Genomic DNA, 22,193 nt, shown 5'->3' on the forward strand with positions numbered 1-22,193 from the left:
ACTGCTGCAACTGCAACAGCGAGGCGAGCCGCCATTTTGCGCGCTCCAGAACTATGGTCAGTTCTCGATCGAGAGCGCCCTGCCGTCCCATTTTATGAGGAACACCTCGTTACGCGCCTTGGCTTCACTGTCTTCGCCGCCGACAACGAGCATGCCTCCGGGTACCGAGAACGAAGCGCCATAGCCGAGCCCCGTCGGCAGCTTGCCGACCTCCTGCCAGGCCTTGCCGTCGAAGGCGTAGATCTCGTCGCGCCAGCCCTTCTTGAGCCCTTCATGGGCGAACCACTTGCCCGCATCGGCGTTTGCCTGGGCGCCGACAAAATTGGCGCCGCCGGCGATGAGAACGACACCGTCGGCCTTGCCAGCGAAAGCGCCAGCAACGCCTTCCTGGCGGCTGTTGGCAACTGGCCTGGGTAGGTCGGCCAGCTTCTGCCATGAGGCAGAATGGCCATCGACCTTGACCTGCTTGACCTCGGGCGTACGCAAGCCGGGCTTGATCTCGCCGCTGATGACGGTGAAGGCATCGCCGCCAAGCGCCACCACGGCGGGGTCGCAGTTGGGCAGGAATGGGTTGTCGCCAAGGCTGCTCCAGCTGTTCGCCCCGGGATCGTAGGACAGCACCTTGGTGTTCCAGCGATAGTCCGTGGGCTTCATTCCCATGTAGCCGTCGACCAGCTTCTTGTAACCTTCCGGGTTTTTGTCCTTGTCGGTGGCGGCGACGTCGGCGAGATATCTGTCGAACAATTCCTTGTTGTAGCCGCCAACGATGGCGATGCGGCCGTCCTTCAGCGACAGCGCCCTGGCGCCCGACAGGCCGACAGGCGTTACCGTTTCGACCTTGGCCCAGACGTCGGCGGTCGTGTCATAGGAATAGACCGTGTCGAAGATGACAGGCGACTTTGCGTCCGCACTTGCCTTGCCGTTGCCGGAGAAGATGAAAACCCTGCCGCCCGAGACGGCCGCAGCCGCGCCATTGGTCGCCGGGCCGGCAAAAGCGGCGCGCTTGGCCCAGCCCGAGGCGGGATTGGTGAGATCAAGCGCGTAGAAGTCGGTGCCGGCAGAACCGAGGCCGACGTAAGCCGTATCGCCGACGCGCACGGCGACGCCGTTCTTGATGCCGACGGGCAGGTCCGGCCAGGCGTCAGCGGCCATGGCCGTCCCCGAGGACAGGAAAGTTGCGGCAGCGGTCATGATCAGGACTTTCGACATAGGGTTTCGGGACATGCAGGCACTCCTCTCCATTGTGTTGCGTGCAGGGGTGACGGTGGTCGAGGCAGCGCGCGAGAGGGCACGGTCGGCGTCGAACGCACCGACTTCGGTAAATGAGTAGCGCCCCGTCGCCGGCTGCAGGCGAGCTCGGCTTTCGACCCGATGAGGCCGAACGGTCAGACGGCATCCGGTTCGCAGAGCTGTGGACGACAGCACGATGGCCGGCACGCGGCGGCGAATGCGCTTCGGTCGTCCAGGCATGTGCGCTATCCCTCTGATGGAAATAAGCAACAAGTGGGCATTCCAATATCCCGTTGACAGATATCCTACAAGTGGGTAGGTACTCCCTTCATAGCTGTTTTTCGGAACGCCCACAGGCAACCGGAGACGAAGATGAGCCTGAAATCGATCAAGCCCCTGAAGCGCGCGCCGCTTTTGCATGTGTCTGTGCAGGAAAGCCTGCGTGCCTATATCGACGACAACGGCCTCGCGGCCGGTGCGCCGCTGCCGCCGGAAGGCGAGCTCGCCAACCAGCTCGGCGTCAGTCGCAACTCGGTGCGCGAGGGCATCAAGGCGCTGGAATCGCTCGGTGTGGTGGAATCACGGCGCGGTATCGGCGTCTTCGTCAAGGCATTCTCATTCGAGCCTTTGCTCGAGAACCTGGCCTACGGGCTCGGTGACGCGCTGAAGCAGATCGAGGAGGTCATCACCATCCGCCGCACGCTCGAGGTCGGCCTCATCGACAGGACACTGGCGCTGATCGGCAAGCACGACATCGCCGAGCTGCGCGAGACGCTCGACAAGATGAAGGCGCTGGCCGAACGCGGCGAGAGCTTCCCCGAAGAGGACCGCCACTTCCACTATCTGTTGTTCCGCTGCCAGGACAACGAGGTGCTGTCGCGCCTGATCGAGGTGTTCTGGCTGGCCTTCTACAAGGCCTCCGACTTCGTCAACCTCGACAATGCCGACCCTGTCCAGACTTGGCGCGACCACGCGGCAATCGTCGACGCGGTCGAGGCCGGCGACCTCGCCGCCGCCCGGGACCGGCTCGACAACCATTATGCGGGCATCAATCGCGTGATCGCCGACAACAAGACAAATCAGTCAAACGGGAGGAGTACATGAACTACAGGACGATGATCTCGGCGCTTGCCTTGTCGGCGGCGCTCTTCGCAGGTGCTGCCACGACGGCCGCGCCGGCCTTTGCCCAGGGGGCAACCATCTCGGGCGGCTTCGATGTCGGCCCCGGCGGCTTCCAGGGCAACTTTAACCCGTTGGCCGCCACCGGCGGCTTCACCTGGCTCGTCACCTATTTCGAGCCACTGGTGATCTATGACGACAAGCTCGCCAACGTCATCGGCGCGCTGGCCGAAAGCTATGAGGTCAGCGCCGACCAGAAGGCCTACACCTTCAAGCTCGTCGACACCAAATGGCACGACGGCAAGCCGTTTACCTCGAAGGACGTGAAGTTCACCATCGAGCTTGCCAAGAACGACAAGGCAGGCTCCGTGTTCGCCGCCCGCCTCGGAGCAATCGACGCCGTCGAGACCCCCGACGACCGCACCGTGATCGTCAAGCTGAGCACGGCCACGCCGAGCATGCTCGACACGCTAACCAAGCTGATGATGCTGCCTGAGCACGCGCTCGCTTCGATCCCGGCCGAACAGATCGCCAAGAATGCCTGGTGGTCGACCTCGCCTTTGGGCACAGGACCGTTCAAGTTCACCAAATATGTCGCCGACCAGTATGTCGAGCTCGCCGCCAATCCCGACTACCACGGCGGCAAGCCGGCGGCCGAAAAACTGATCAACCGCTATTTCGCCAATCCGGCGGCGGCCATCGCAGCGCTCCGCGCGGGCGAGATCCAGTTCACCTATGTCGATTCCAACGACGTTTCGACCTTCACCGGCGACAACGCCTTCACCGTCATCGAGGGCGACTCCTATGTCGTCAACTATGTCGGCTTCAATCAGGAAGTGCCTTTGTGGAAAGACCTCAAGGTCCGCCAGGCCTTCATGCATGCCATCAACCGCGACGCCATCATCCAGAGCCTCTATGGCGGCGCCGCAAAACCGGCCAACTGCGTCTATGTCGCCGACCGGCTGGTGCCCCAGGGTATCGACCCCTACGCCTATGATCCCGAAAAGGCCAAGCAGCTGCTCGCCGAGGCCGGCTGGGACAAGATCAACGGCGACAAGCCGATCACCATCCTGACCTATTACACCTCGCCGCTGGCCACCAACGTGCTGGCCGCCATGCAGGCGATGCTCGCCCAGGTCGGCATCAACATCGTGCCGCGCGCCGTCGACACGCCGACCTACAATTCGGTCGTCTACCAGCAGTCGGGCAATGCAGGCGACTTCCCGCTGATCTATGCCGGCCTGCAGAACGGGCCTGATGCCTCGAACATCAATATCGGCCTCAACGAAAAGCAGATCCCGCCGGCCGGCGCCAATCTGATGCGCATCCGCATGCCCGAGGTGACCACAGCACTCGACGCCGCCCTTGCCGAGACGGACGCCGCCAAGCGCGACGCCCGCTACCAGGACGTCTGCAAGGCGACCAACGCCAACCTGCCCTGGGGCACGATGTGGGTCGCCAACCGTTACGGCGTGGCCTCGAGCAAGCTCAAGGACTTCGTCTGGACTCCGGCGCCTGCCGGTGGCCCCTACCAGGCCCACCCGGAAAAGTGGTCGATCGCCGAATAGGCCAACTCCTCCCTCGGGGGGGGCGGCCATCCCAGTGGTCGTCCCCCAATTTTCTCCGGACGCCTGTTTCCTGCCGGACGCTTGTTTCCCCGGGGAAGCCGGCTTCTTGCTGGAGCCCGTTTGTTGCTGGATGCCCGTTTCTTGCTGGATACTTGCCGCCGCTGGCCTCGCTATCCGTTCGACAGAGAGCCCCAATGCTCCGCTATTGCCTCAATCGCCTGTTGATCGGGCTCGGCATGCTGCTCGCACTGACAGTGCTGATCTTCGTGCTGCTGCAGCTGACGCCGGGCGATCCGATTGACGCCTATATCGACCCCAACGTTGCCATGTCGAAGGAGGCGATGGACGCGCTTCGCGCCCGGCTCGGCCTCGACCGGCCGCTGCCGGTGCAATATCTCGCCTGGCTGTCGCAGACCGTGCAGGGCAATCTCGGCCACTCGCTGCAGCGCTTCAACGAGACCGTTTCAGGCCTCATCGTCTCGCGCATCGGCCCGACGCTCCTGTTGATGGGGGCGGGCCTGGCGATCGCGATCATCATAGGCATCGCGTCCGGCATCGTCAGCGCCGTGCGCCGCAACTCCTTGTCCGACTACTCCTTTTCGGTGCTGGCGCTGCTCGGCATTTCGAGCCCGGCCTTCCTGACCGCCTTCCTCGGCCTGTACCTGTTTTCGGTCCGGCTGAAATGGGCGCCGTCCGGCGGCATGCTGACGCCGGCCAGCGATTTTTCGGTCGGCGACCTTCTGCACCACCTGATCCTGCCGGCCTGCGTTCTGTCCATCGGCCATGCCGCGCTGATCATGCGCTACATGCGCGCCTCGATGCTCGAGGTGCTGAACCAGGACTATGTCCGCACCGCCCGCGCCAAGGGCGTTAAGGAGTTCTGGGTGGTGACCAAACATGCGCTGCGCAATGCGCTTCTGCCCGTCGTCACGCTGATCGGCTCGACGATCGGCCTCGCCGTCGGCGGCGCGATCTTCATCGAGAGCGTGTTCAACTGGCCGGGCATGGGCCTGCTTTTGATCAGCGCTGTCGAGACCCGCGACTATCCCGTCATCATGGGGGCGACGCTGGTCATCGGCGCCTGCGTCATCGTGGTCAACATCCTGACCGACCTTGCCTATGCCGTCATCGACCCGCGCATCGAGGTGGCCTGACATGAGTTTGCTGACCCTGTCCTCGACCGGCCCGATGGCCCGCGCCTACAACCGCTTCACCCAGAACCGGGCAGCACTTTTCGGCGTGGCACTGCTCTTGCCCATGCTGGTTGCCGTGCTCACCTATCCGCTGTGGCTGCCTTACAAGCCCAACGACATCGACCTCCTGGCGATGAATGGCGCCCCGTCCTTTAAGCATTGGTTCGGCAGCGATGGCGTCGGGCGCGATGTATTGGCCCGCACGCTCGAGGGCGGCAGCATCTCGCTGCTGGTGGCGGTCTCCTCGGTCGTCATGTCGACTGCGATCGGTTTCCTAGTCGGCGCCATCTCGGCCTTTGGCGGCCGCTGGGCCGATGCGCTTGCTATGCGCTCCGTCGACCTCGCAATGACACTGCCACCGGTCATCTTCCTGCTCGTGCTCGCCTCGATCGTCGGTTCGGGCATCTGGTCGACCGTCGTGGTCATCGCGCTGCTGTCCTGGCCGGTGCTGTCGCGCATGATCCGCGCCCGGCTTCTGGAGCTGCGCGAACGCGAGTTCGTCATGGCCTCGCGCGGCATGGGTGCTGGCCTCGGCCACCTGCTGTTCCGCCACGGCCTGCCCAATTCGATCGACATCCTCGTCGTCTACGCCACGCTGCAGGTCGCCAACGCCATCCTGCTCGAGGCCGGCCTGTCCTTCCTCGGCCTGGGCGTGCCACCACCAGCCGCAAGCTGGGGCAACATGCTGAACGCCGCGCGCTCGACGGCGGTGCTCGAACAATTCCCCTGGCAATGGCTGTTCCCGGGCGGGGCGCTGGTCCTTGTCGTGCTTGCCATCAACTTCATCGGCGACGGTCTGAGAGATGCCTTCGACCCCCGCGCCGAACTCAACTAACCCCTGGAAGAGAAGCTAAAAATGTCCAAGTTCTTCGGTGTCGTTCCTCCCGTCGTCACCCCGCTCAACGACGATTTTTCCGTCGACTACGCCTCCTATACGCGGGTCCTCGAATATCTCATCGACAATGGCTGCCACGGCCTGTTCCCGCTCGGATCGACAAGCGAAGTGGTGTTTTATGACGATGCCGAGCGTCGCAAGATCCTCGAACACACGGTCAAGGTCGCCAATGGCCGCGTGCCCGTGATCGCCGGTGTCATCGACCCGACAACCGACCGCGTCATCCGCCACGCCCGCACCGCAAAGGACGTCGGTGCCGACGCCGTCGTCGTCACAGCACCCTTTTACACCATCACCAACCAGACCGAAACGCTCGACCACTTCCGCATGATCCGCGACGCCGTCGACCTTCCGCTGATCGCCTACGACATCCCGGTTTGCGTCAACACCAAGCTCGCCCGCAAGACGGTGGTGACGCTAGCCAAGGAAGGCACGATCATCGGCCTCAAGGACTCCTCCGGCGACGATGGCAACTTCCGCTACGCGCTGAGCGATCTCGCCGGCAACAAGGACGTGTTCCTCATGACCGGTTCGGAAATCGTCGTCGACAACGCGTTGCAGATGGGCGCCCACGGCGTCGTTCCTGGCCTCGCCAATGTCGACCCAGCAGGCTACGTCCGTCTCTGGAACCACGCCCAGAAAGGCGACTGGGACGCCGCGCGCAAGGAGCAAGAGCGGCTCTGCCGGCTGTTCGAGATCGTCTGGGTCGCCGCCGGTCGCGTCAGCGGCGGTGCATCAGGCGTCGGCGGCTTCAAGACAGCGATGCGCAGCTTGGGCGTCATCTCGACCAACGTCATGGCCCGCCCGCGCGCTCCGCTCAACGACACCGAGGCGCGCAAGATCGACGAGATCCTGCGCTCGGTCGGCCTGCTCAACTGAGGTCGCCGATGAGCACCGAACCCATCCTCGAAATCAAGGGCCTGAGGACCGTTTTCCGGGTACGTGGGCGGGAGATCGCTGCCGTCAACGGCATCGACCTGGTCGTGCGTCCGGGCGAGACTGTGGCGCTTGTCGGGGAATCGGGTTCGGGCAAGTCGGTCACCAGCCTGTCGGTCATGCGGCTGCTCGCCCGCAAGATCGGCGCGATCGACGCGGGCCAGATGCTGTTCCGTGGCAAGGACGGCAAGGTCCGCGACCTTGCCGTCCTTACAGAAGAAGAGATGCGGCGTATCCGCGGCAACGACATCGGCATGGTGTTCCAGGAGCCGATGACCAGCCTCAATCCCGTCTACACAGTGGGTGACCAGATATCGGAATCGCTGCGCGTCCATCGCGGCACGGGCAAGCGCGAGGCGCTCGAAGCTGCCGTCGCCCTGCTCGACAAAGTCGGGATCCCCGATGCGCGCCGCCGCGCCGGCCAGTATCCGCACGAAATGTCTGGCGGCATGCGCCAGCGCGCCACCATCGCCATGGCGCTCGCCTGCGACCCGACGCTGCTGATCGCCGACGAGCCGACGACGGCGCTCGACGTCACCATCCAGGCGCAGATCCTCGAGCTGATGCAGGGACTGCAGCGCGAGCGCGGCATGGGTATGCTGTTCGTCACCCACAATCTCGGCGTCGTTGCCGAGATCGCACATCGCGTCGCGGTCATGTATGCCGGCCGCATCGTCGAATTCGGCCCGGTGGCCGAGGTCTTCCGCAAGCCGCGCCACCCCTACACGATTGGCCTGCTCAACTCGATGCCTCGGCTTGGTGCTGCCACCGCCATGAAACGCGCCGGCGAAAAGCTTAATGCCATTCCCGGCATGGTGCCGAGCCTCGCCAACATGCCATCCGGCTGCGCCTTCGCGCCGCGCTGCAGCTTCGCCGTCGACGCATGCCGCACCACCATTCCCGAACTCGCCAGCGTCGCAGCCGGCCACGGCAGCCGTTGCATCCGCTGGCAGGAGATCGCCCGATGACCCCAGCCCCGCTTCTTTCGGTCCGTGGCCTCGCAAAGCACTACCAGACGCGCGGTGCGACGCTGAAGATCCTAGAAAACATCTCTTTCGACGTCGCCAGGGGCGAGGTGGTCGGGCTGGTCGGCGAGTCCGGCAGCGGCAAGACCACGATCGGCCGCTCTGTACTTCGGCTGATCGATCCTACTTCCGGTGAGGTGACGTTCGACGGCACCGACATCACCAGGCTGTCGCATAGCGAGATGCGGCGCAGGCGGCCGCGCATGCAGTACATTTTCCAAGACCCATACGCCTCGCTGTCGCCGCGCATGACCATCGGCGAGATCCTGACCGAGGGGCTCGATATCCAAGGCATCGGCACCAAGGCAGAGCGTCTGGAGCGGGCGAAGAAGGCGCTGGAGCAGGTCGAACTGCCGCCCGATGCCATCAACCGCTACGCCCACGAGTTCTCAGGCGGCCAACGTCAGCGCATCGGCATTGCCCGGGCGCTGACGCTTGCGCCTGAATTCATCGTCGCCGACGAACCCGTCTCGGCGCTCGACGTGTCAATCCAGGCGCAGGTGGTCAACCTGTTGCGCGACCTGCAGCAGCAGCTCGGGCTGACCATGCTGTTCATCTCCCACGACCTCGCTGTCGTCGAATACATCTGCGACCGAGTGATCGTGCTCTATCTCGGCCGCATCATGGAGATCGCCACCAGCGAGGATCTCTACGCCCGGCCGGAGCATCCCTATACACGTGCGCTGATGTCGGCGATTCCCTCGCCCGATCCCGACACCAGGAAAGAGCGCCAGAGTCTCAAGGGCGATATCCCGAGCCCGGCCAATCCGCCCAGCGGCTGCGTCTTCCGCACCCGTTGCCCCAGTGCGCTCGATGCCTGCGCCGGCATCGTCCCCGAACTTCGCGAGGTCAGGCCTGGACACTTCAAGGCGTGCATCCGCGACGACCTGTGAACGGCATATTCTCAGACCCTGATTTCCAAGAACTGCATCCACGTACCTTCGAGCAAATGGACCCGACATGAAAATAGCGTTCCTCGGCGTCAGCCACTGGCATGCGACGATGCATGGGGAGGCGGCGTTGGCGGCGGGCGCAGTGTCGGCTTCTGCCTGGGATTCAACGCCTGGAGCAGCCGAGAGCTTCGTCGGTAAATTCGGTGGCGTCGTTGCGTCGAGCCTAGAAAAGGCGCTCCAAAACGTCGATCTCGCAGTGGTCATGGGACGGCCCTTCGAGATCGCTGAACGGGGGCTCGCGGCGATCGAATCGGGGCTGCCAGTGCTCATAGAAAAGCCTGTCGGTATTTCAGCCGCCGCCTCCGATGTACTGATCGAGGCTACCGAGCGCAAAGGCACGTTCGCGGCCATGGCATTGCCGCACGGCATCGGCATGATGGCGGCGTTGCACGACCTGGACGTGAGCGGCCGATTGGGGCCCATCTCGCACTCGCATTTCCGCCTCATCAACGGCCCGCCCCAGCGCTACGTCGATGACGATGTCTCATGGGTGCTGGAGCCCAAAATTGGCGGCGGTGGAGCCCTGAGGAATCTCGGCATTCATGGGGTAAACGCCTTCCTGATGCTCTCAGGCGGGCAGAATATCGAGGTCATCAGCGCCTCCTTCGGAAGACCGATTCACGACACCGAAGTCGAGGACTATGCTGCTGTTGTGTTGCGCGCCGCAGACGGCATGTTGGGATTGATCGAAGCCGGCTATACCTTCGCCTCGATGAAGCGTGGCATCTTCGAATGGCGGGTGTCGTCCAGGAACGCCACACTCAGCGATTTCGGCGACAGGTTGACGCTGGCGACGCTCGATGATGAGCGGCAACTGGACCTGCCGGTCACGCCGACGGCCCGCCGCTATGACGACGTCATGACCGACACGCTTCGACGGCTTGCCGAAGGCCTGCCTCCTGCAGTGTCGCTCGCCGACAGCAGGCGAGCCATGGCCATCATCGACCAATGCTACGCACTACAAGGAGCCTCGACATGATCGGGATCGGCATCATCGGCGCTGGCCATTTCGGTACGGCACACGCTCGCGCGATGCATGAGATCAAGGGGGCGCGCCTCGTCGCCTCGTGCCGCAACGACGCGGCTGGTCTTGCAGACTTCACGACGGAGTTCGGCGGCAAGGGTTATCTCGACTATCGCGAGCTGCTGGCCGATCCAGACGTGGACGCCGTAGTGGTGGCACTGCCACATCATCTGCACACCGACGTCGCCATCGCCTGTGCTGCGGCCGGCAAGCACATCATGATCGAAAAGCCGATGGCGCCAACGGTGGCCGAATGCCGGCAAATCATCGATGCGGCGAAGGCGGCCGACGTCGTGCTAATGCCGGGTCACACCATGCGCTTCACCTTGCCGTATCTCGCTGCGCGGCGGCTTATCGATGACGGCGGTTTCGGAGAGATGCGTTACGGCTCGAGCCGCATGATCAAGCTCTGGATGGAGGGCAACCGCCGCAACTGGCACCTCGATCCGGCAACAGGTGGCGGCATGCTGTTCACGGCTGGCATCCATGCGCTCGACAGGCTGCTCGCCTTCGCCGGCCGCCGTGCTTCCCATGTGAGCGCCATCACGGCCACGTCTTTCCACGAGCAAAAGGCAGACGACGTGGCGCTGCTGTTGCTTCGGTTCGGTGAGGAAGCCGCTGGTCAGGTCGCCAGCATCGGCTACGCCGATGGTGCCTTCATCTCGGGCGACGAGCTTGTGTTCGACCGTGGCGTGCTGGCGGTAGACTTCTTCAAGGGCGTGACACTTGGGCGAGGGTTGAAATGGCAGCCGGTCGACAACTCCATCGAACAGGATGTCGCAGGTCGTGCGCTCGTCCGTCAGTGGCAGGCTTTTCTCTCTGCAGTTCGCGATAGCACCAACCCGCCCGTCACCGCCGAGGACGGCATGCATGTCGTCGCTTGTATCGAAGCGGCCTTCAAGGCATCGCGCGAGCGTCGGGAAATGGTGGTGGAGTAGCATCCTGCAAAGAGTGCAGGATGGCCAAACGGGGCAGACAAATGGCATTTATAGGCCAGCTCACATGACGCGGCCACGAATGCCTGAGGCTTGTGCGCAACAAGCAGTGTGGTGGGCAGGAACCCGAGTTCCCAACACCTGATAAACTGATGCTTGGCCGCGGCCGGGAAGACCGGAGCCCCTCCCTGGTTCCGTTTTTCTGAATACGCGCGTGAGACGCCCGTCTTCTCGCGCGCGTTTTCGTTCTTTTCGCCGTGTCGCAGACAGTTATTGCTCGACCGGCTGCCTTGCCAAACATGGGCATGCAGCACGGGTTGCCTGTCAAATTGACCGTATCATTCCGCCATCTATCCTTATGAGCGAACCTGTCACATAGGACGCTTTTTCGCTGGCGAGAAACGCGACAACATCGGCAAATTCTTCCGGCCTCCCGTATCTGCCGGCCGGAATGCTGGCCGCGGATTGGCGGGCCACCTCGTCGACGCTTGCCCCGGTCCTTTGGGCGGCGTTGGCGTCGAGGGAGGCGACACGCTCCGTAGCAATCCTGCCCGGCGCAACGACGTTCACGGTGACGCCATGCTTCGCCACCTCGCCGGCCAGGGTTTTCGACCAACCGACCAGCGCTGCCCGTACGCCGTTGGAGATCGCCAGATTGGCAATGGGCTGTGCAACGCCGGACGACGCCACCGTGATGATACGCCCCCACTCGCGCTTCTTCATTGACGGTAACAACGCCTGGGTGAGATGAATGACGTTCGCAGCCATCGCTTCGAACTGGGCGACCCAATCGGCGCGCGGCGCCTCCTCGGCGCTGGCGGGCGCCGGCCCCCCGCTGTTGTTGACGACGATGTCGACGCCGCCGGCGGCATGGATTCGTTGCGCCAATGCATCCACCGAGGCAATGTCCGCAAGGTCCAAATGAACAGGTTCGATCAAGGCTCCAAACCCCCGAGGCAGGGCCTCCGTCCATTCGGCAATCCGCTCCACATTGCGCGCCGCTGCATAAACACGCACGCCTTCCATCGCGAGCGATCGTGCGATGGCTGCGCCCAGTCCGCGGCTCGCGCCAAGGACAAGGGCGCGCTTGCCGGATAATCCGAGGTCCATGTCAGCCGATCCTTTCGAGATAACTTGTCTGCCGCCCGATCAGGAAGGTGATGTCCTTGATATCGAGCGCGTTGAGCAGCTGTCGTGGTTTGCGCATGGTTGCAGAGGTGATTGCGCCACGTTGCGCCAGGACGTGCTTACGCACGGCGAGGCCTATGCCGGGCTGCTGCTCGTAGCGGGCCAGAGGCAGATAGGCATCGAAGATGTCGTGAGCTCGCGCGATATCGCCCCGGGCGTGTGCTGAGACGACATCTACCATCATCTCCGGATAGGCAAAGCCTGTCATTGCCCCGTCGGCGCCACGCGTCATCTCGTCCGGCAGGAACAAGCCACCATTGCCGACCAGAACCGAAACCCGCCTCAGGCCGTTCTCCGCCTCGCGTTTGCGCAGAGCGCTGATCTTGTTGAGACCAGGCCAATCCTCGTGCTTGACCATGACGCAGGTGGGAAGGGCCTCGATGATACGGGTTATGACCTGAACAGGGATCTGCACGCCGGTCACAAGCGGATAGTCCTGCAGCACGAATGGTATGGAGGACCCGAGCGTCTCGGCGACGGATTCGTAATAGCTGAAGATCTGATCGTCGGAACGCAGATGTCCTGGCGGGGCGACCATGACGCCGGCTGCGCCAAGAGACATAACGTCGTTGGCAAGCTCTGCGAGCGAGGCAAGCCCGCTGCTTGAGACACCGACGACAATAGGTGCGCGGCCCATCGTCGCCTCGATAGCCGTTTTGACAAAGCTCCGGGATTCCTCGGCCGTCAGCTTGGGCGCCTCGCCCATGATGCCCAGCAATGTGAGGCCGGTGCAGCCCTTGTCGATGTAGAAATCGACCATCGAGCGCGTGCTGTCGAGATCCACCGCCTCGCGGTCGGTGAATGGCGTGACGCAGATGGCGAACACGCCTCTGGCCTTTTCGTTCAAAGTACCCGACATGTCCCCTCCTCAAACGGCCATCACGTAGGCGGTCTTCACCGTGGTGTAGAATTCGGCCGCGTAGCGGCCTTGTTCGCGTGGGCCGTAGCTCGAGCCTTTCCGTCCCCCGAACGGGACGTGGAAATCGATGCCGGCGGTGGGCAGGTTGACCATGACGATGCCTGCCTCCGCATTGCGCCGGAAATGACTGGCATGCTTGAGACTGGTGGTGCAGATGCCCGCCGACAGCCCGAACGCCGTGTCATTGGCGATCGCGAGCGCTTCCTCGTAATCCCTTGCCCGGATCACGCACGCAACCGGCCCGAATATCTCCTCGCGGGCGATCCGCATGGAGTTATCCGCTTCCGTAAACAGCGCAGGGCGCATGTAGTGGCCGGGTTTGCCGGCATCGAGGAGCTCCCCGCCCTCCGCCAGCTTGGCGCCGTCGGTGCGGCCGATATCGACATATCCCAGGTTCTGTCGAAGCTGGTTGTCGTCGACGACGGGACCGATATGGCTTGCCGGATCCAGGGCGTCACCCACCGAGAGCGATCTCATGCGTGCGACCAGCGCCGCGACGAACCGGTCGTGGATGGCTTCGGTCACGATCAGGCGGGAGGATGCGGTGCAGCGCTGGCCCGTGGAGAAGAAGGCGCCATTGGCGGCGCATTCGACTGCAACCTCGAGATCGGCGTCGTCGAGCACGATAAGCGGGTTCTTACCGCCCATTTCAAGCTGCATCTTCTTGAACGAAGACACACAGGCAGCTGCGACCCGCGAGCCAGTCTGCACCGATCCGGTGAAGGTGACTGCTGCGACATCGGGGTTGGCGAGTATCGCCTCCCCCACCACCGATCCGCGGCCGTTGACGAGATTAAACACGCCTTTCGGGCAGCCGGCGCGTTTGATGATCGACGCAAGCGCATTGGCCGTAGCCGGCACGAGATCGGCCGGCTTCCAGACAACTGTATTGCCATAGGCAAGTGCGGCGGCGATCTTCCAGGACGGCAAGGCAATCGGGAAGTTCCATGGCGTGATGACGCCGATGACACCCACCGGTTCGCGCGTGATCTCAATATCGATGGCTGGGCGAACAGAGCCGAGTTTTTCGCCGGCAAGGCGCAGCACCTCCTGGGCGAAGAACAGGAATACCTGCCCAGCCCGCGCCGTCTCGCCGACGCCCTCGGCGAGCGTTTTTCCCTCCTCGCGTGAAAGCAGACGCCCGATCTCGTCCTTGCGAGCAAGGATCTCGTCGCCAATCTGCTTGAGCAGATCATGGCGCTGCTGAAGCCCCGAATGAGACCACCCGGCGAAGGCCTGTCGTGCGGAAGCGATCGCATGGTCGGCATCCTGGCGGCTCGCCCGCGCGCTGCGGCCAACGACGTCGCGCGTGTCGGAAGGATTGATGTCTTCGGCCAGTTCACCGCCGGTCGACCATTCGCCGTCGATTAAATTGCCGTAGATCGTCTGTGACCCGGAAAGGCTCATGGTTCGTCGTTCCTATGAAAGGCGATTGCGCAGATTGAGAACGTATGGGTGATCGGCCGTGCTGTTGGGCGCCATCGAAACACCGCCTGGTGAGCCCCAGCCGGTGACCTGATCGCCGAAGAAGGCGGCGTTGACCTCCTCGAAAGGCTTGAGATCGTCAGGCAGGTCGACTTCGGCAAAGATCGCCTTGACCGGACAGACCGAGACGCAAAGCCCGCAGTTGATGCACTCCTCAGGCTGGATGTACATCATCGCCCCACCCTCATAGATGCAGTCAACGGGACAACTCACCTGGCAGGCGCCATCCTTGACGTCGATGCAGGCAGTGGTGACCACATAAGGCATCGTCCACCTACCTGCCCTGCCAGACAGGGGCGCGCTTCTCGCGGAAGGCCGTGACGCCTTCATGCTGGTCGCTGCTGCCGAGTGCCGTCATCAGGGCTGGCAGGCGCATGCCACTGGCGTCGTACGCGCCATATTGCTCGACCGCGCGGACCATCTCCTTGACCGCTTTGAGCGACAAGGGGGCGCAGGCAAGAATGTCTGATACCCAGCGGTCGACTGCGGCATCGAGCTGTGCGGCTTCGACGATCTCGTTGACGAGGCCGACGCGATGAGCCTCCGCTGCGTCGATACGCGCCCCGGTCAACAGCATACCCATGGCGATCGCCCTGGGTATGCGCTGCGACAGCTGGGTGATGCCGCCGGCGAGCGCCAGCCGCCCGAAGCGCGGCTCGGGAAGCCCGAAGGACGCCGTGTTCGAGGCAATCACGATATCGCAGCCGAGCACCATCTCGAATCCGCCGCCGAGCGCCAGGCCGTTAACACGTGCAATGACGGGAACATTGAGCGTGGTGCGCGTCGAGATACCGCCGAAGCCTCCGCCGAGCATCGATGCCCAGTAGTCGAGCCCCCGCTTCTCCGAGCCGCTCTTCATGTCGGCGCCGGCGCTGAAGGCGCGTTCGCCGCTTCCGGTGAGCACCACGCAACGCACGTCCGGATCGGCCTCGATCCGGCTCCAGATACGGGTCAGCGCGGCCTGGGATTCGGCGTCGACCGCATTCATCACTTCGGGGCGGTCGATGGTGACGCGCGCCACATGGTCCTTCAATTCGTAGAGGACTGTCATCTTGTCATTTCACCTTCGAACCCGAAGCCAAGGGCCGCGGGCGCTGTTGCGTTGTGCGTTGGCGCGCCTCAGGCGCGCTTTGCCGTGCGAAGTTCTCCAGCCGTATCAGCTGGCTGTCGTGAACGCGTTTCCAGCTCGGCCAGGATTTCCTGGGTGTGTTCGCCAAGGCGCGGAGGGTCGTGACGCAGACGGAACGCGCCCTCCTGCATTCCAAGAGGCGAGCCGAAATAGCGTTCGCCGTTCTGGGTGGCCACGAGCCTGGCGTTGACCGAAGTCTGTGGATGATCGAGCGCTGCGCCAAGATCCAGGACAGGCGCGCAGAGAATATCCTGCTCGTCGAAGCGTCCGAGCCAATAGGCGGTCGTGTTGGTGGCTATGGTCGTGCGGAACAGGTGCTGCAGTTCCGGCTTGTGGGCGATCTGACCGTTGATGTCGGCGTATTTCGCCTCCTGCGACAGGTCGGCCACGCCGAGCGCCCTGCAGATGAGCTGCAGCGGATTTTCCTTGAAGGCACCGACGATGACGATGGCGCCGTCGGTCGTTGGAAAGACGCCGCTCAGTGGGCGGTCCCCCCAGTTGAGCTCGCGACCGTCCTTGAACCAGACGGCTACCTCCTGCATCTGCATCGCCAGCATGGAATCGAACATGGCCACCGAGACCTTCTGTCCAAGGCCGGTCTTCTGGCGCTGGAGAAGCGCCAGCATGATCGCCTGGGCGAGATGCATGCCTGCGGTGTAGTCGCAAAGGGCGGTGGCAAAGATGGCCGGTGGCGCATCGGCGTTTGGCTTTCGCGCCATCACGCCCGACAGCGCCTGAAGCAGAATGTCCTGCCCGCCCTTGTACGCGAGCGGGCCGGTGGCGCCGAAACCGGTACCCGAGGCGCAGATGATGCGCGGATTGATTTCGGACAGGACGTCATAGCCGAAACCGAGACGTTCGATCACGCCTGCCCGGAAATTGTCGACGACAATGTCGGCGGTCTTGACCAGATCGTAGATGATCTGGCGCCCTTCTTCACTTCGGACATCGACCTCCATCGAGCGTTTGTTGCGATTGACCGAACGGTAGACAGCGTTCTCGATACCGTCCGGATCCTCCTTGAACGAATGCCTGATGAGGTCGCCGAAGCCGGGCTTCTCGATCTTGATGACGTCGGCGCCATAGTCCGCCAGCACCAGCGTGCCGCAGGGACCGAACATGACCTGGGTGAAGTCGATGATGCGCACGCCTTCCAACGGCTGGGGCATTTTCTGTTTGTCCATGTGCTTGCCTCCAGCTGTGATCAAAGCGCCATCTCGGCGGTCTGGGCCTCCGTCGGTGCGTCACCGGGGTCGGCGCCCTGGCTGCGCAGCAGGGCGCGAACCTTGGCGATGTCGACGTCGGCCACATCCACGCCGGCGTTCAGGGCGACGGCTGCAGCCACGCCGACGGCCTCGCCCATGGCCATGCAAGGCGGGATCTCGCGGGAAATCTTCTGTGCGTCGGACGAGGACGAATAATGGCGCCCGGCGACGAGCAGGTTGTTGACGTCCTTCGGCAGGAACGAGCGATAGGGATAGTAGTAGTCGCGTCCGCGGGCGACGGTATCGTTGAAATACCGGCGCTCGAGCACGTCCTGCTTGGTGACCACATACTGGCCCTGCAGCAGGCGCGTCTGGCGCACGCCGAGCTGTGGCGCCACGTCGATGAAATAGGCGTTGGCGAAGCCGGGCAGATGGGCCTTGGCATAGTCCATCGCGTCATGCATGCGGCGACGGCCTTCGATGTCGGCCCTGGTCATATCGTCGACCTTCAGGCCGTCAAAGCCGGCCATATGTGGACAATTGCACCAGATCACGCCGGGCAACGGCGTCTTCAGCCACCACTTCTCCCAGCTGCCGCCGAGGATGCGCTTCACCTCCCGATCGATCTTCTGGAATTCCTCGGGCGCTTCATGTTCGAAGCGTTCGGCCTCGTCGGTGTCGATACCGCCAAGGCGGAACACCGTCGTGAGAATGAAGGCGCCGGCGGTGAAGGCGCTGCCCGCGGAGGCCGCGACGTCGAGATCGCCCGAGGCATCGATGATGATCGATCCCATGATGGCCTGGCGGCCTTCCTTGGTTTCGCAGATGACGCCGACCGCACGCCCGTCTTCGACGATGGTCTTCGAAAACCACGAGTGGGTGCGCAGATGCACGCCGGCATCCGTAACGATGTCGTTGGAGGCGCGCTTGAAGGCATCGGGGTCGAAGGCGGCCGCCGGGCAGATCTCCGGCGGCTTCTTCTTGGAATGCAGGTGGTAGACGCCCCAGCGGCCCCATTTGCGATAGAGCTCGGGGCTGGAGCCGTGCTCGGCCACCGGCGGAACGACGCAGAGCCCCATCTTCTCCATGCGCTCGATTATCTCGGAGCAGATGCCCCGAACCGTCTGGTTCTTGCCGTCGGACATGTCGTCGAGGACGAGCACCATGCCGCCCGATGCCAGGCCGCCCAAGTAAGGGTAGCGTTCGAGCAGGATGACCTTGGCGCCGTTTCGCGAGGCGGCTACTGCGGCACTAATGCCAGCCGGCCCACCGCCGACAACCACGACGTCGGCATGTGCGACGACGGGGACATGGCCCTGATTTTCGACAATATGATCCCGTGCAATGGACATTGCATATTCCTCCAGATTCAGATTTTCGTGTATAATATCAGCTAGTTAGTGCCGTCGAAACGCCACTTCAGCATGTGTTTTTCAAGCCAGGCGACCAGCCCGAAGAAGATCGCCGAGAAGGCGGACGCCACAATGATTGTCGCATAGAGCATTGCCGAGTCGTACTGATAGGTTGCCTGGATGATGAGCGCGCCGATACCGGTTGTGGCCCCGATCCACTCGCCGATGATCGCGCCAACCACAGCGCTCGAGGCCGTGATCTTGAGCGCCGAAAACAGGTAGGGCAGCGCACCGTAGAAGCGCAGCTTAACGAAAACCTCGCGCTCTGAGGCAGAGAGGATCTTCATCAATTCGAGATGCTGCTCGGACACGTCGCGCAGGCCGCGCGTCATGTTCACCAGTGTCGGAAAGAAGCAGATCGTCGCAACGATGATGATCTTCGGCACGAAGCCGTTGCCGAGCAGGAGCACCAGGATCGGCGCCTTGGCGACCAGGGGGATGGTGTTGATGACCACGATCAGCGGAAAGAAGGCCTGGTCGATCCAGCGGCGGTAGACAAATGCCACCGCAATCAGACAGGCAAAGACGTTGCCGATGACAAAACCCACGATGGACTCGAAGGCCGTCACGCCGAGGTTCTGCATGAGCATCGGAAATTCCGAGACGAGCGTGCCCATGACCGTCGAAGGCGCAGGCGCGATGAACGCTTTCACCTCGAAGAAACGCACTGCCCACTCCCAGAGAAGCAGTGCGCCCGCAAAGACCAGGAGCGGCAGGACGACCCCCTTGTTGCGGTCCAGGAAGCCCGGCCTCCGCATGGTCAGGGCAGAACGGGTCATGCTGTTGGCTGATGCGACGGCATCGGCTGGGGAAGAGAGCATCAGCAGGACTCCAGAGCTTTGCGCAGGCGTATCGAGGTTTCCACGAATACCGGCAGATCCTTGGTTGCCGAAGTGCGGGGCCGCGGCAGCGGTATGTCGATGGTGTCTTTGGTCCGACCCGGACGGGCCTGCAGCAGCAGCACCTTCTGGCTGAGAAAGGCTGCCTCGTAGATGGAATGCGTGACGAACATGATCGTCACGCCCGTCGTTTCCCAGACGCGCAAGAGGGCCTCGTTGAGGTGATCGCGCGTGATTTCGTCTAGCGCGCCGAATGGCTCGTCCATCAGAAGCAGTTTCGGCTGGTTCACCAGCGCCCTTGCGATCGAAACCCTTTGACGCATGCCTCCGGAAAGCTGCCCCGGCAATGCATCGCACCTGTCGGCGAGCCCCACGAGCTCGAGCAACTCCATTGGATCGCGGCGATTGGCCTGTGCACCTGCATTGCCGATTTCAAGCGGCAGCCGCACGTTGTCGAGCGCGGTGCGCCACGGCAAAAGAGCGGAGTCCTGAAAGACGAAACCGATATCGCGACGCTTGCGCGCCTCCTCCGCCGTTCCGCCCAGGATCTCGACCACCCCCTGGGAGGGGCTGATCAGATCCGAGACAACGCGCAGCAAGGTGGACTTGCCACATCCTGATGGCCCCAGCAGCGTCAGGAAGTCGCCCTCCGCAACATCGAAGCTGACATTTTCGAGGGCGAGCACTGGTCCGAAATTGACGCTGACATTGCTCAGTTTCACGGCCGGCTTCGAGGCAGCCGCGGCGGGCATCGAGCTCGCGCTTGCGGGGACCGAATGCAACATCAGGCAATCCTCGCACGCTTGCCTTGCGTGGCATCGAGGATGGCGGTCGTCATGACGGCCTCGACCTTCGGCGCGCTGGAACTGAACTGCTTGAGGTCGTCGAACATTGCGATCTGGTCGCTCCAGATCGACGGATCGAACGCGCCCCAGCCGTTGCTTGCCGACAATTCGCTCACGGCGAACTGGCGCAGGAGGCCGACGGCCTTGATCTCGTTTTCGTATTTGAGGTTCGGATAGGCCTTGATCAGGATCTCGACCGCCTTCTCCGGATTGTCGAAGGCGTATTTCCAGCCGCGCCCCGCTGCGCGCACATAGGCTTCGAAGGCCTCGTGATCGGATTTGAGTTTCTCGGAGGCGGCGAAGTAGGGCAAGGGCAGAAGGCGCACGCCATTGTCCCACAAGGGCAATTCGATGGCGTCGTCGCCCAGGAGTTCACGCTGGCCGACATTTGAACGCCAGCCGGCGATCGCATCAACCTGCCCTGACAGAAGCGGCTTGGCATCGGAGCCGATGGTGATCACCTCGACCTTGGATTCATCGACGCCGTTCTTGCGAAGCAACGCGCTCAAAAGGACCGCGCCGCCGGCGGGCTGTACGCCCACGCGCTTTCCGACCATGTCCTGGGGCGTGCTGATGGGCGCGCTCTTGAGGGAGAAATACGCAAAGGGATGAATCTGCAACGCCACCGCAAAGCACTGGATCGGAATGCCCTTGGAGGCGGCCAGCATGATCTGCGGGCTCGAGGATTGCTGGCCGATATCGTACTGGCCGGAGGCGACAAGCGGCACCGGATCGATGTTGGGTCCGCCAGCGGAAATCTCTACGACATTGCCCTCTTCTTCCTGGTAGCCGAGTTCGCGAGCGACAACGTCGCCGATATGCTGGCTGTTGACCAGCCATCCGAGCTGGACATTGACCTGGCGCGTTCCCGCTGCCCTGGCGCGATGGGGCACGATTGCGGGGGCTGCCAGCGCCACCGTCGCTGCGGCCGAGATTTTGAGCATGGTCCGCCGGCTTATGCGGAGATTGTCCTGCATAACTACTTTCCTCCATTCACTCATCGATTGATGGTGACCGTTGTTCCCGATGAGAACGCTAGTCGAATAAGGGCATCGCAAAAAGTTCAAATGTTCGAGCCCCCCGTTGCTAAGTCGGCAACGCCCTCCTACCCTCGATTTCAGCGAGTTTCTGATCCGCCCAGACCGTTGCGAGGATGTGATGCACGCAGCCGTATTGCGCTATTTCGAGCAAGTTGCCGAAAACGGTTCGATCCGGGTCGCCTCCGAGGTCCTGCACGTGGCGCCGTCTGCCATCACACGTCAGATCCTCAATCTCGAGGCCGAGCTCGGCTGCAAGCTGTTCGAGCGCCTGCCCACTGGAATGCGTCTGACCGCCGCTGGCCACGTGTTTTTGAGACACACCAGACGCACGTTGTCTGACTGGCGCAACACGGCAGGCGAATTGACCGCACTTACGGGCCAGATTGCCGGCGAGGTTCGTGTGCTGGCCACGCCTCCGTTGATCATCAGCGTGCTTCTGGGCGCGATCGAGACCCTCGTCGAGGAGCATCCGCGCGTTCGCTTCAATGTCACCGATGCCAATGTGGTCAACAAAGCCGAACAGATGCAGCTCGGCCATCCCGACATCGCACTCCTGCCGTTCGACAGGCGGTACAGGCAGTTCGAGCTGCTCGACCAGCTCGACGTGCGGGTCGGGGTGGTGGTGACGCCAAATCATCCCCTTGCCCGGGAAAAGACGCTCACGCTCACGCAATGCGCCGAGCATCCCGTGCTGATGGTCCAGGACATGTGGATCCAGAGACACTCGGACGTCGAATTCCAGGAGACGGGCGCCGAGTACCAGCCCCGCATCGTCTCCTCGTCCTGGCCGCTCGCGCGCGAAGCAGCGAGACGCGGCCTGGGCGTCGGTTTTTTCGCATCCGTCGGCGTTGCCAAGGAACTGGCATCGGGCGAATTGATCTTCGTCCCGCTGGACATTCCAGGCTACGTTACCAGCAGCCTGTCACTCTATGTGAATGCCGATCGAAAACTGGCGCCGGAGGTGGCGGTCACAGTCCAGCATATCAAGGCGAAGTTTGCGGAAGTGCGTGCACTTCTGCCGTCGGTGGCAATGCCGACGACAAGCCAGGTCGATACGCAAAATCGCGACCGCTGAATCTTTCTAGTTTAGGCCTTCAGATGTTCCATGCAGCTTGGCGTAGCAACCGGAGCACAATGTTAATCCGAAACTGCCTGAAGTGCAGCATCTCCGGCCGAGAATAGGGACGTGAACATCGATCTCACAACCCGGAACGATCTCTCCAGTCGGCTTCAAATCGCCGCCAGTGTCGGTT

21 protein-coding genes are annotated in these 22,193 nt (G+C 62.9%); 10 read left to right on the forward strand and 11 right to left on the reverse strand.

The window, feature by feature from the left end:
* Window positions 1–57: 57 nt before the first annotated feature.
* Window positions 58–1,242, reverse strand: coding sequence for an N-acetylneuraminate epimerase (locus tag NDO48_RS23855; protein WP_416377219.1), 1,185 nt, complete (start codon window positions 1,240–1,242; stop codon window positions 58–60).
* Window positions 1,243–1,602: 360 nt separating this feature from the next.
* Between NDO48_RS23855 and NDO48_RS23860 the strand changes: the two genes are divergently transcribed.
* From NDO48_RS23860 to NDO48_RS23900, 9 genes are all read left to right on the forward strand, one after another.
* Window positions 1,603–2,334 carry a FadR/GntR family transcriptional regulator gene (locus NDO48_RS23860; RefSeq protein WP_018431158.1) on the forward strand — a complete coding sequence of 244 codons (732 nt, stop codon included), beginning with the start codon at window positions 1,603–1,605 and terminating at the stop codon, window positions 2,332–2,334.
* Window positions 2,331–3,917, forward strand: a complete 1,587-nt coding sequence (locus tag NDO48_RS23865) for an ABC transporter substrate-binding protein (RefSeq protein WP_267322487.1) — start codon at window positions 2,331–2,333, stop codon at window positions 3,915–3,917. The genes NDO48_RS23860 and NDO48_RS23865 overlap by 4 nt, the downstream gene beginning before the upstream one ends.
* 194 nt (window positions 3,918–4,111) lie before the next feature.
* The gene (locus tag NDO48_RS23870) at window positions 4,112–5,071 is read left to right on the forward strand and encodes an ABC transporter permease (protein ID WP_267322488.1); all 960 of its coding nucleotides are present in this window, start codon (window positions 4,112–4,114) and stop codon (window positions 5,069–5,071) included.
* Window positions 5,037–5,945, forward strand: a complete 909-nt coding sequence (locus tag NDO48_RS23875) for an ABC transporter permease (RefSeq protein ID WP_416377218.1) — start codon at window positions 5,037–5,039, stop codon at window positions 5,943–5,945. The genes NDO48_RS23870 and NDO48_RS23875 overlap by 35 nt, the downstream gene beginning before the upstream one ends.
* Window positions 5,946–5,966: 21 nt before the next feature.
* On the forward strand, window positions 5,967–6,884 hold the full coding sequence (locus NDO48_RS23880; RefSeq protein WP_267322490.1) for a dihydrodipicolinate synthase family protein: 918 nt from the start codon (window positions 5,967–5,969) through the stop codon (window positions 6,882–6,884).
* An 8-nt stretch (window positions 6,885–6,892) separates the two neighbouring features.
* The gene (locus NDO48_RS23885) at window positions 6,893–7,909 is read left to right on the forward strand and encodes an ABC transporter ATP-binding protein (RefSeq protein WP_267322491.1); all 1,017 of its coding nucleotides are present in this window, start codon (window positions 6,893–6,895) and stop codon (window positions 7,907–7,909) included.
* Window positions 7,906–8,859 (forward strand): ABC transporter ATP-binding protein, encoded by a 954-nt coding sequence (locus tag NDO48_RS23890; RefSeq protein WP_267322492.1) that lies wholly within the window; start codon window positions 7,906–7,908, stop codon window positions 8,857–8,859. Before NDO48_RS23885 ends, NDO48_RS23890 begins: the two co-directional genes overlap by 4 nt.
* A gap of 67 nt (window positions 8,860–8,926) precedes the next feature.
* Window positions 8,927–9,898, forward strand: coding sequence for a Gfo/Idh/MocA family protein (locus NDO48_RS23895; protein ID WP_267322493.1), 972 nt, complete (start codon window positions 8,927–8,929; stop codon window positions 9,896–9,898).
* Window positions 9,895–10,881, forward strand: coding sequence for a Gfo/Idh/MocA family protein (locus tag NDO48_RS23900; RefSeq protein WP_267322494.1), 987 nt, complete (start codon window positions 9,895–9,897; stop codon window positions 10,879–10,881). The genes NDO48_RS23895 and NDO48_RS23900 overlap by 4 nt, the downstream gene beginning before the upstream one ends.
* A 321-nt stretch (window positions 10,882–11,202) precedes the next feature.
* Here the strand turns inward: NDO48_RS23900 and NDO48_RS23905 are convergent, their stop codons facing one another.
* The 10 genes from NDO48_RS23905 to NDO48_RS23950 form a co-directional block, all read right to left on the reverse strand.
* Window positions 11,203–11,988: an SDR family oxidoreductase gene (locus tag NDO48_RS23905; protein ID WP_267322495.1), complete on the reverse strand. Its 786-nt coding sequence runs from the start codon at window positions 11,986–11,988 to the stop codon at window positions 11,203–11,205.
* Between the two features lies 1 nt (window position 11,989).
* On the reverse strand, window positions 11,990–12,925 hold the full coding sequence (locus tag NDO48_RS23910) for a dihydrodipicolinate synthase family protein (RefSeq protein ID WP_267322496.1): 936 nt from the start codon (window positions 12,923–12,925) through the stop codon (window positions 11,990–11,992).
* 9 nt (window positions 12,926–12,934) lie between these two features.
* Window positions 12,935–14,392, reverse strand: a complete 1,458-nt coding sequence (locus NDO48_RS23915; RefSeq protein ID WP_267322497.1) for an aldehyde dehydrogenase family protein — start codon at window positions 14,390–14,392, stop codon at window positions 12,935–12,937.
* Window positions 14,393–14,404: 12 nt separating this feature from the next.
* Window positions 14,405–14,737 (reverse strand): 4Fe-4S dicluster domain-containing protein, encoded by a 333-nt coding sequence (locus NDO48_RS23920; protein WP_267322498.1) that lies wholly within the window; start codon window positions 14,735–14,737, stop codon window positions 14,405–14,407.
* Window positions 14,738–14,744: 7 nt separating this feature from the next.
* Window positions 14,745–15,521, reverse strand: coding sequence for an enoyl-CoA hydratase-related protein (locus NDO48_RS23925; protein ID WP_267322499.1), 777 nt, complete (start codon window positions 15,519–15,521; stop codon window positions 14,745–14,747).
* A 68-nt stretch (window positions 15,522–15,589) separates the two neighbouring features.
* Window positions 15,590–16,783, reverse strand: coding sequence for a CaiB/BaiF CoA transferase family protein (locus NDO48_RS23930; RefSeq protein ID WP_267322500.1), 1,194 nt, complete (start codon window positions 16,781–16,783; stop codon window positions 15,590–15,592).
* Between the two features lie 20 nt (window positions 16,784–16,803).
* Window positions 16,804–18,156 (reverse strand): FAD-dependent oxidoreductase, encoded by a 1,353-nt coding sequence (locus tag NDO48_RS23935; protein WP_267322501.1) that lies wholly within the window; start codon window positions 18,154–18,156, stop codon window positions 16,804–16,806.
* Window positions 18,157–18,197: 41 nt separating this feature from the next.
* On the reverse strand, window positions 18,198–19,037 hold the full coding sequence (locus tag NDO48_RS23940) for an ABC transporter permease (RefSeq protein ID WP_018431174.1): 840 nt from the start codon (window positions 19,035–19,037) through the stop codon (window positions 18,198–18,200).
* Window positions 19,037–19,807, reverse strand: a complete 771-nt coding sequence (locus tag NDO48_RS23945) for an ABC transporter ATP-binding protein (RefSeq protein WP_267322502.1) — start codon at window positions 19,805–19,807, stop codon at window positions 19,037–19,039. The genes NDO48_RS23940 and NDO48_RS23945 overlap by 1 nt, the downstream gene beginning before the upstream one ends.
* A 32-nt stretch (window positions 19,808–19,839) precedes the next feature.
* On the reverse strand, window positions 19,840–20,877 hold the full coding sequence (locus tag NDO48_RS23950) for an ABC transporter substrate-binding protein (RefSeq protein ID WP_267322503.1): 1,038 nt from the start codon (window positions 20,875–20,877) through the stop codon (window positions 19,840–19,842).
* Between the two features lie 181 nt (window positions 20,878–21,058).
* Here NDO48_RS23950 and NDO48_RS23955 point away from each other — a divergent pair, with 181 nt between their 5' ends.
* Window positions 21,059–22,015, forward strand: coding sequence for a LysR family transcriptional regulator (locus tag NDO48_RS23955; protein ID WP_267322504.1), 957 nt, complete (start codon window positions 21,059–21,061; stop codon window positions 22,013–22,015).
* Window positions 22,016–22,193 lie beyond the last annotated feature (178 nt).

It is taken from the genome of Aminobacter sp. MET-1 (assembly GCF_026521175.1).
Lineage (GTDB): Bacteria > Pseudomonadota > Alphaproteobacteria > Rhizobiales > Rhizobiaceae > Aminobacter.

Excerpts from the sequence above, each read along its gene's own strand:
- NDO48_RS23915 (WP_267322497.1), bottom strand. The coding sequence starts at position 14,392 with ATGAGCCTTTCCGGGTCACAGACGATCTACGGCAATTTAATCGACGGC.
- NDO48_RS23935 (WP_267322501.1), bottom strand. The coding sequence starts at position 18,156 with ATGTCCATTGCACGGGATCATATTGTCGAAAATCAGGGCCATGTCCCC.
- NDO48_RS23890 (WP_267322492.1), top strand. The coding sequence starts at position 7,906 with ATGACCCCAGCCCCGCTTCTTTCGGTCCGTGGCCTCGCAAAGCACTAC.
- NDO48_RS23875 (WP_416377218.1), top strand. The coding sequence starts at position 5,037 with ATGCCGTCATCGACCCGCGCATCGAGGTGGCCTGACATGAGTTTGCTG.
- NDO48_RS23900 (WP_267322494.1), top strand. The coding sequence starts at position 9,895 with ATGATCGGGATCGGCATCATCGGCGCTGGCCATTTCGGTACGGCACAC.
- NDO48_RS23885 (WP_267322491.1), top strand. The coding sequence starts at position 6,893 with ATGAGCACCGAACCCATCCTCGAAATCAAGGGCCTGAGGACCGTTTTC.
- NDO48_RS23920 (WP_267322498.1), bottom strand. The coding sequence starts at position 14,737 with ATGCCTTATGTGGTCACCACTGCCTGCATCGACGTCAAGGATGGCGCC.
- NDO48_RS23905 (WP_267322495.1), bottom strand. The coding sequence starts at position 11,988 with ATGGACCTCGGATTATCCGGCAAGCGCGCCCTTGTCCTTGGCGCGAGC.
- NDO48_RS23870 (WP_267322488.1), top strand. The coding sequence starts at position 4,112 with ATGCTCCGCTATTGCCTCAATCGCCTGTTGATCGGGCTCGGCATGCTG.
- NDO48_RS23930 (WP_267322500.1), bottom strand. The coding sequence starts at position 16,783 with ATGGACAAACAGAAAATGCCCCAGCCGTTGGAAGGCGTGCGCATCATC.
- NDO48_RS23865 (WP_267322487.1), top strand. The coding sequence starts at position 2,331 with ATGAACTACAGGACGATGATCTCGGCGCTTGCCTTGTCGGCGGCGCTC.
- NDO48_RS23860 (WP_018431158.1), top strand. The coding sequence starts at position 1,603 with ATGAGCCTGAAATCGATCAAGCCCCTGAAGCGCGCGCCGCTTTTGCAT.
- NDO48_RS23955 (WP_267322504.1), top strand. The coding sequence starts at position 21,059 with ATGCACGCAGCCGTATTGCGCTATTTCGAGCAAGTTGCCGAAAACGGT.
- NDO48_RS23925 (WP_267322499.1), bottom strand. The coding sequence starts at position 15,521 with ATGACAGTCCTCTACGAATTGAAGGACCATGTGGCGCGCGTCACCATC.
- NDO48_RS23895 (WP_267322493.1), top strand. The coding sequence starts at position 8,927 with ATGAAAATAGCGTTCCTCGGCGTCAGCCACTGGCATGCGACGATGCAT.
- NDO48_RS23945 (WP_267322502.1), bottom strand. The coding sequence starts at position 19,807 with ATGCCCGCCGCGGCTGCCTCGAAGCCGGCCGTGAAACTGAGCAATGTC.
- NDO48_RS23855 (WP_416377219.1), bottom strand. The coding sequence starts at position 1,242 with ATGGAGAGGAGTGCCTGCATGTCCCGAAACCCTATGTCGAAAGTCCTG.
- NDO48_RS23910 (WP_267322496.1), bottom strand. The coding sequence starts at position 12,925 with ATGTCGGGTACTTTGAACGAAAAGGCCAGAGGCGTGTTCGCCATCTGC.
- NDO48_RS23950 (WP_267322503.1), bottom strand. The coding sequence starts at position 20,877 with ATGCAGGACAATCTCCGCATAAGCCGGCGGACCATGCTCAAAATCTCG.
- NDO48_RS23880 (WP_267322490.1), top strand. The coding sequence starts at position 5,967 with ATGTCCAAGTTCTTCGGTGTCGTTCCTCCCGTCGTCACCCCGCTCAAC.
- NDO48_RS23940 (WP_018431174.1), bottom strand. The coding sequence starts at position 19,037 with ATGCTCTCTTCCCCAGCCGATGCCGTCGCATCAGCCAACAGCATGACC.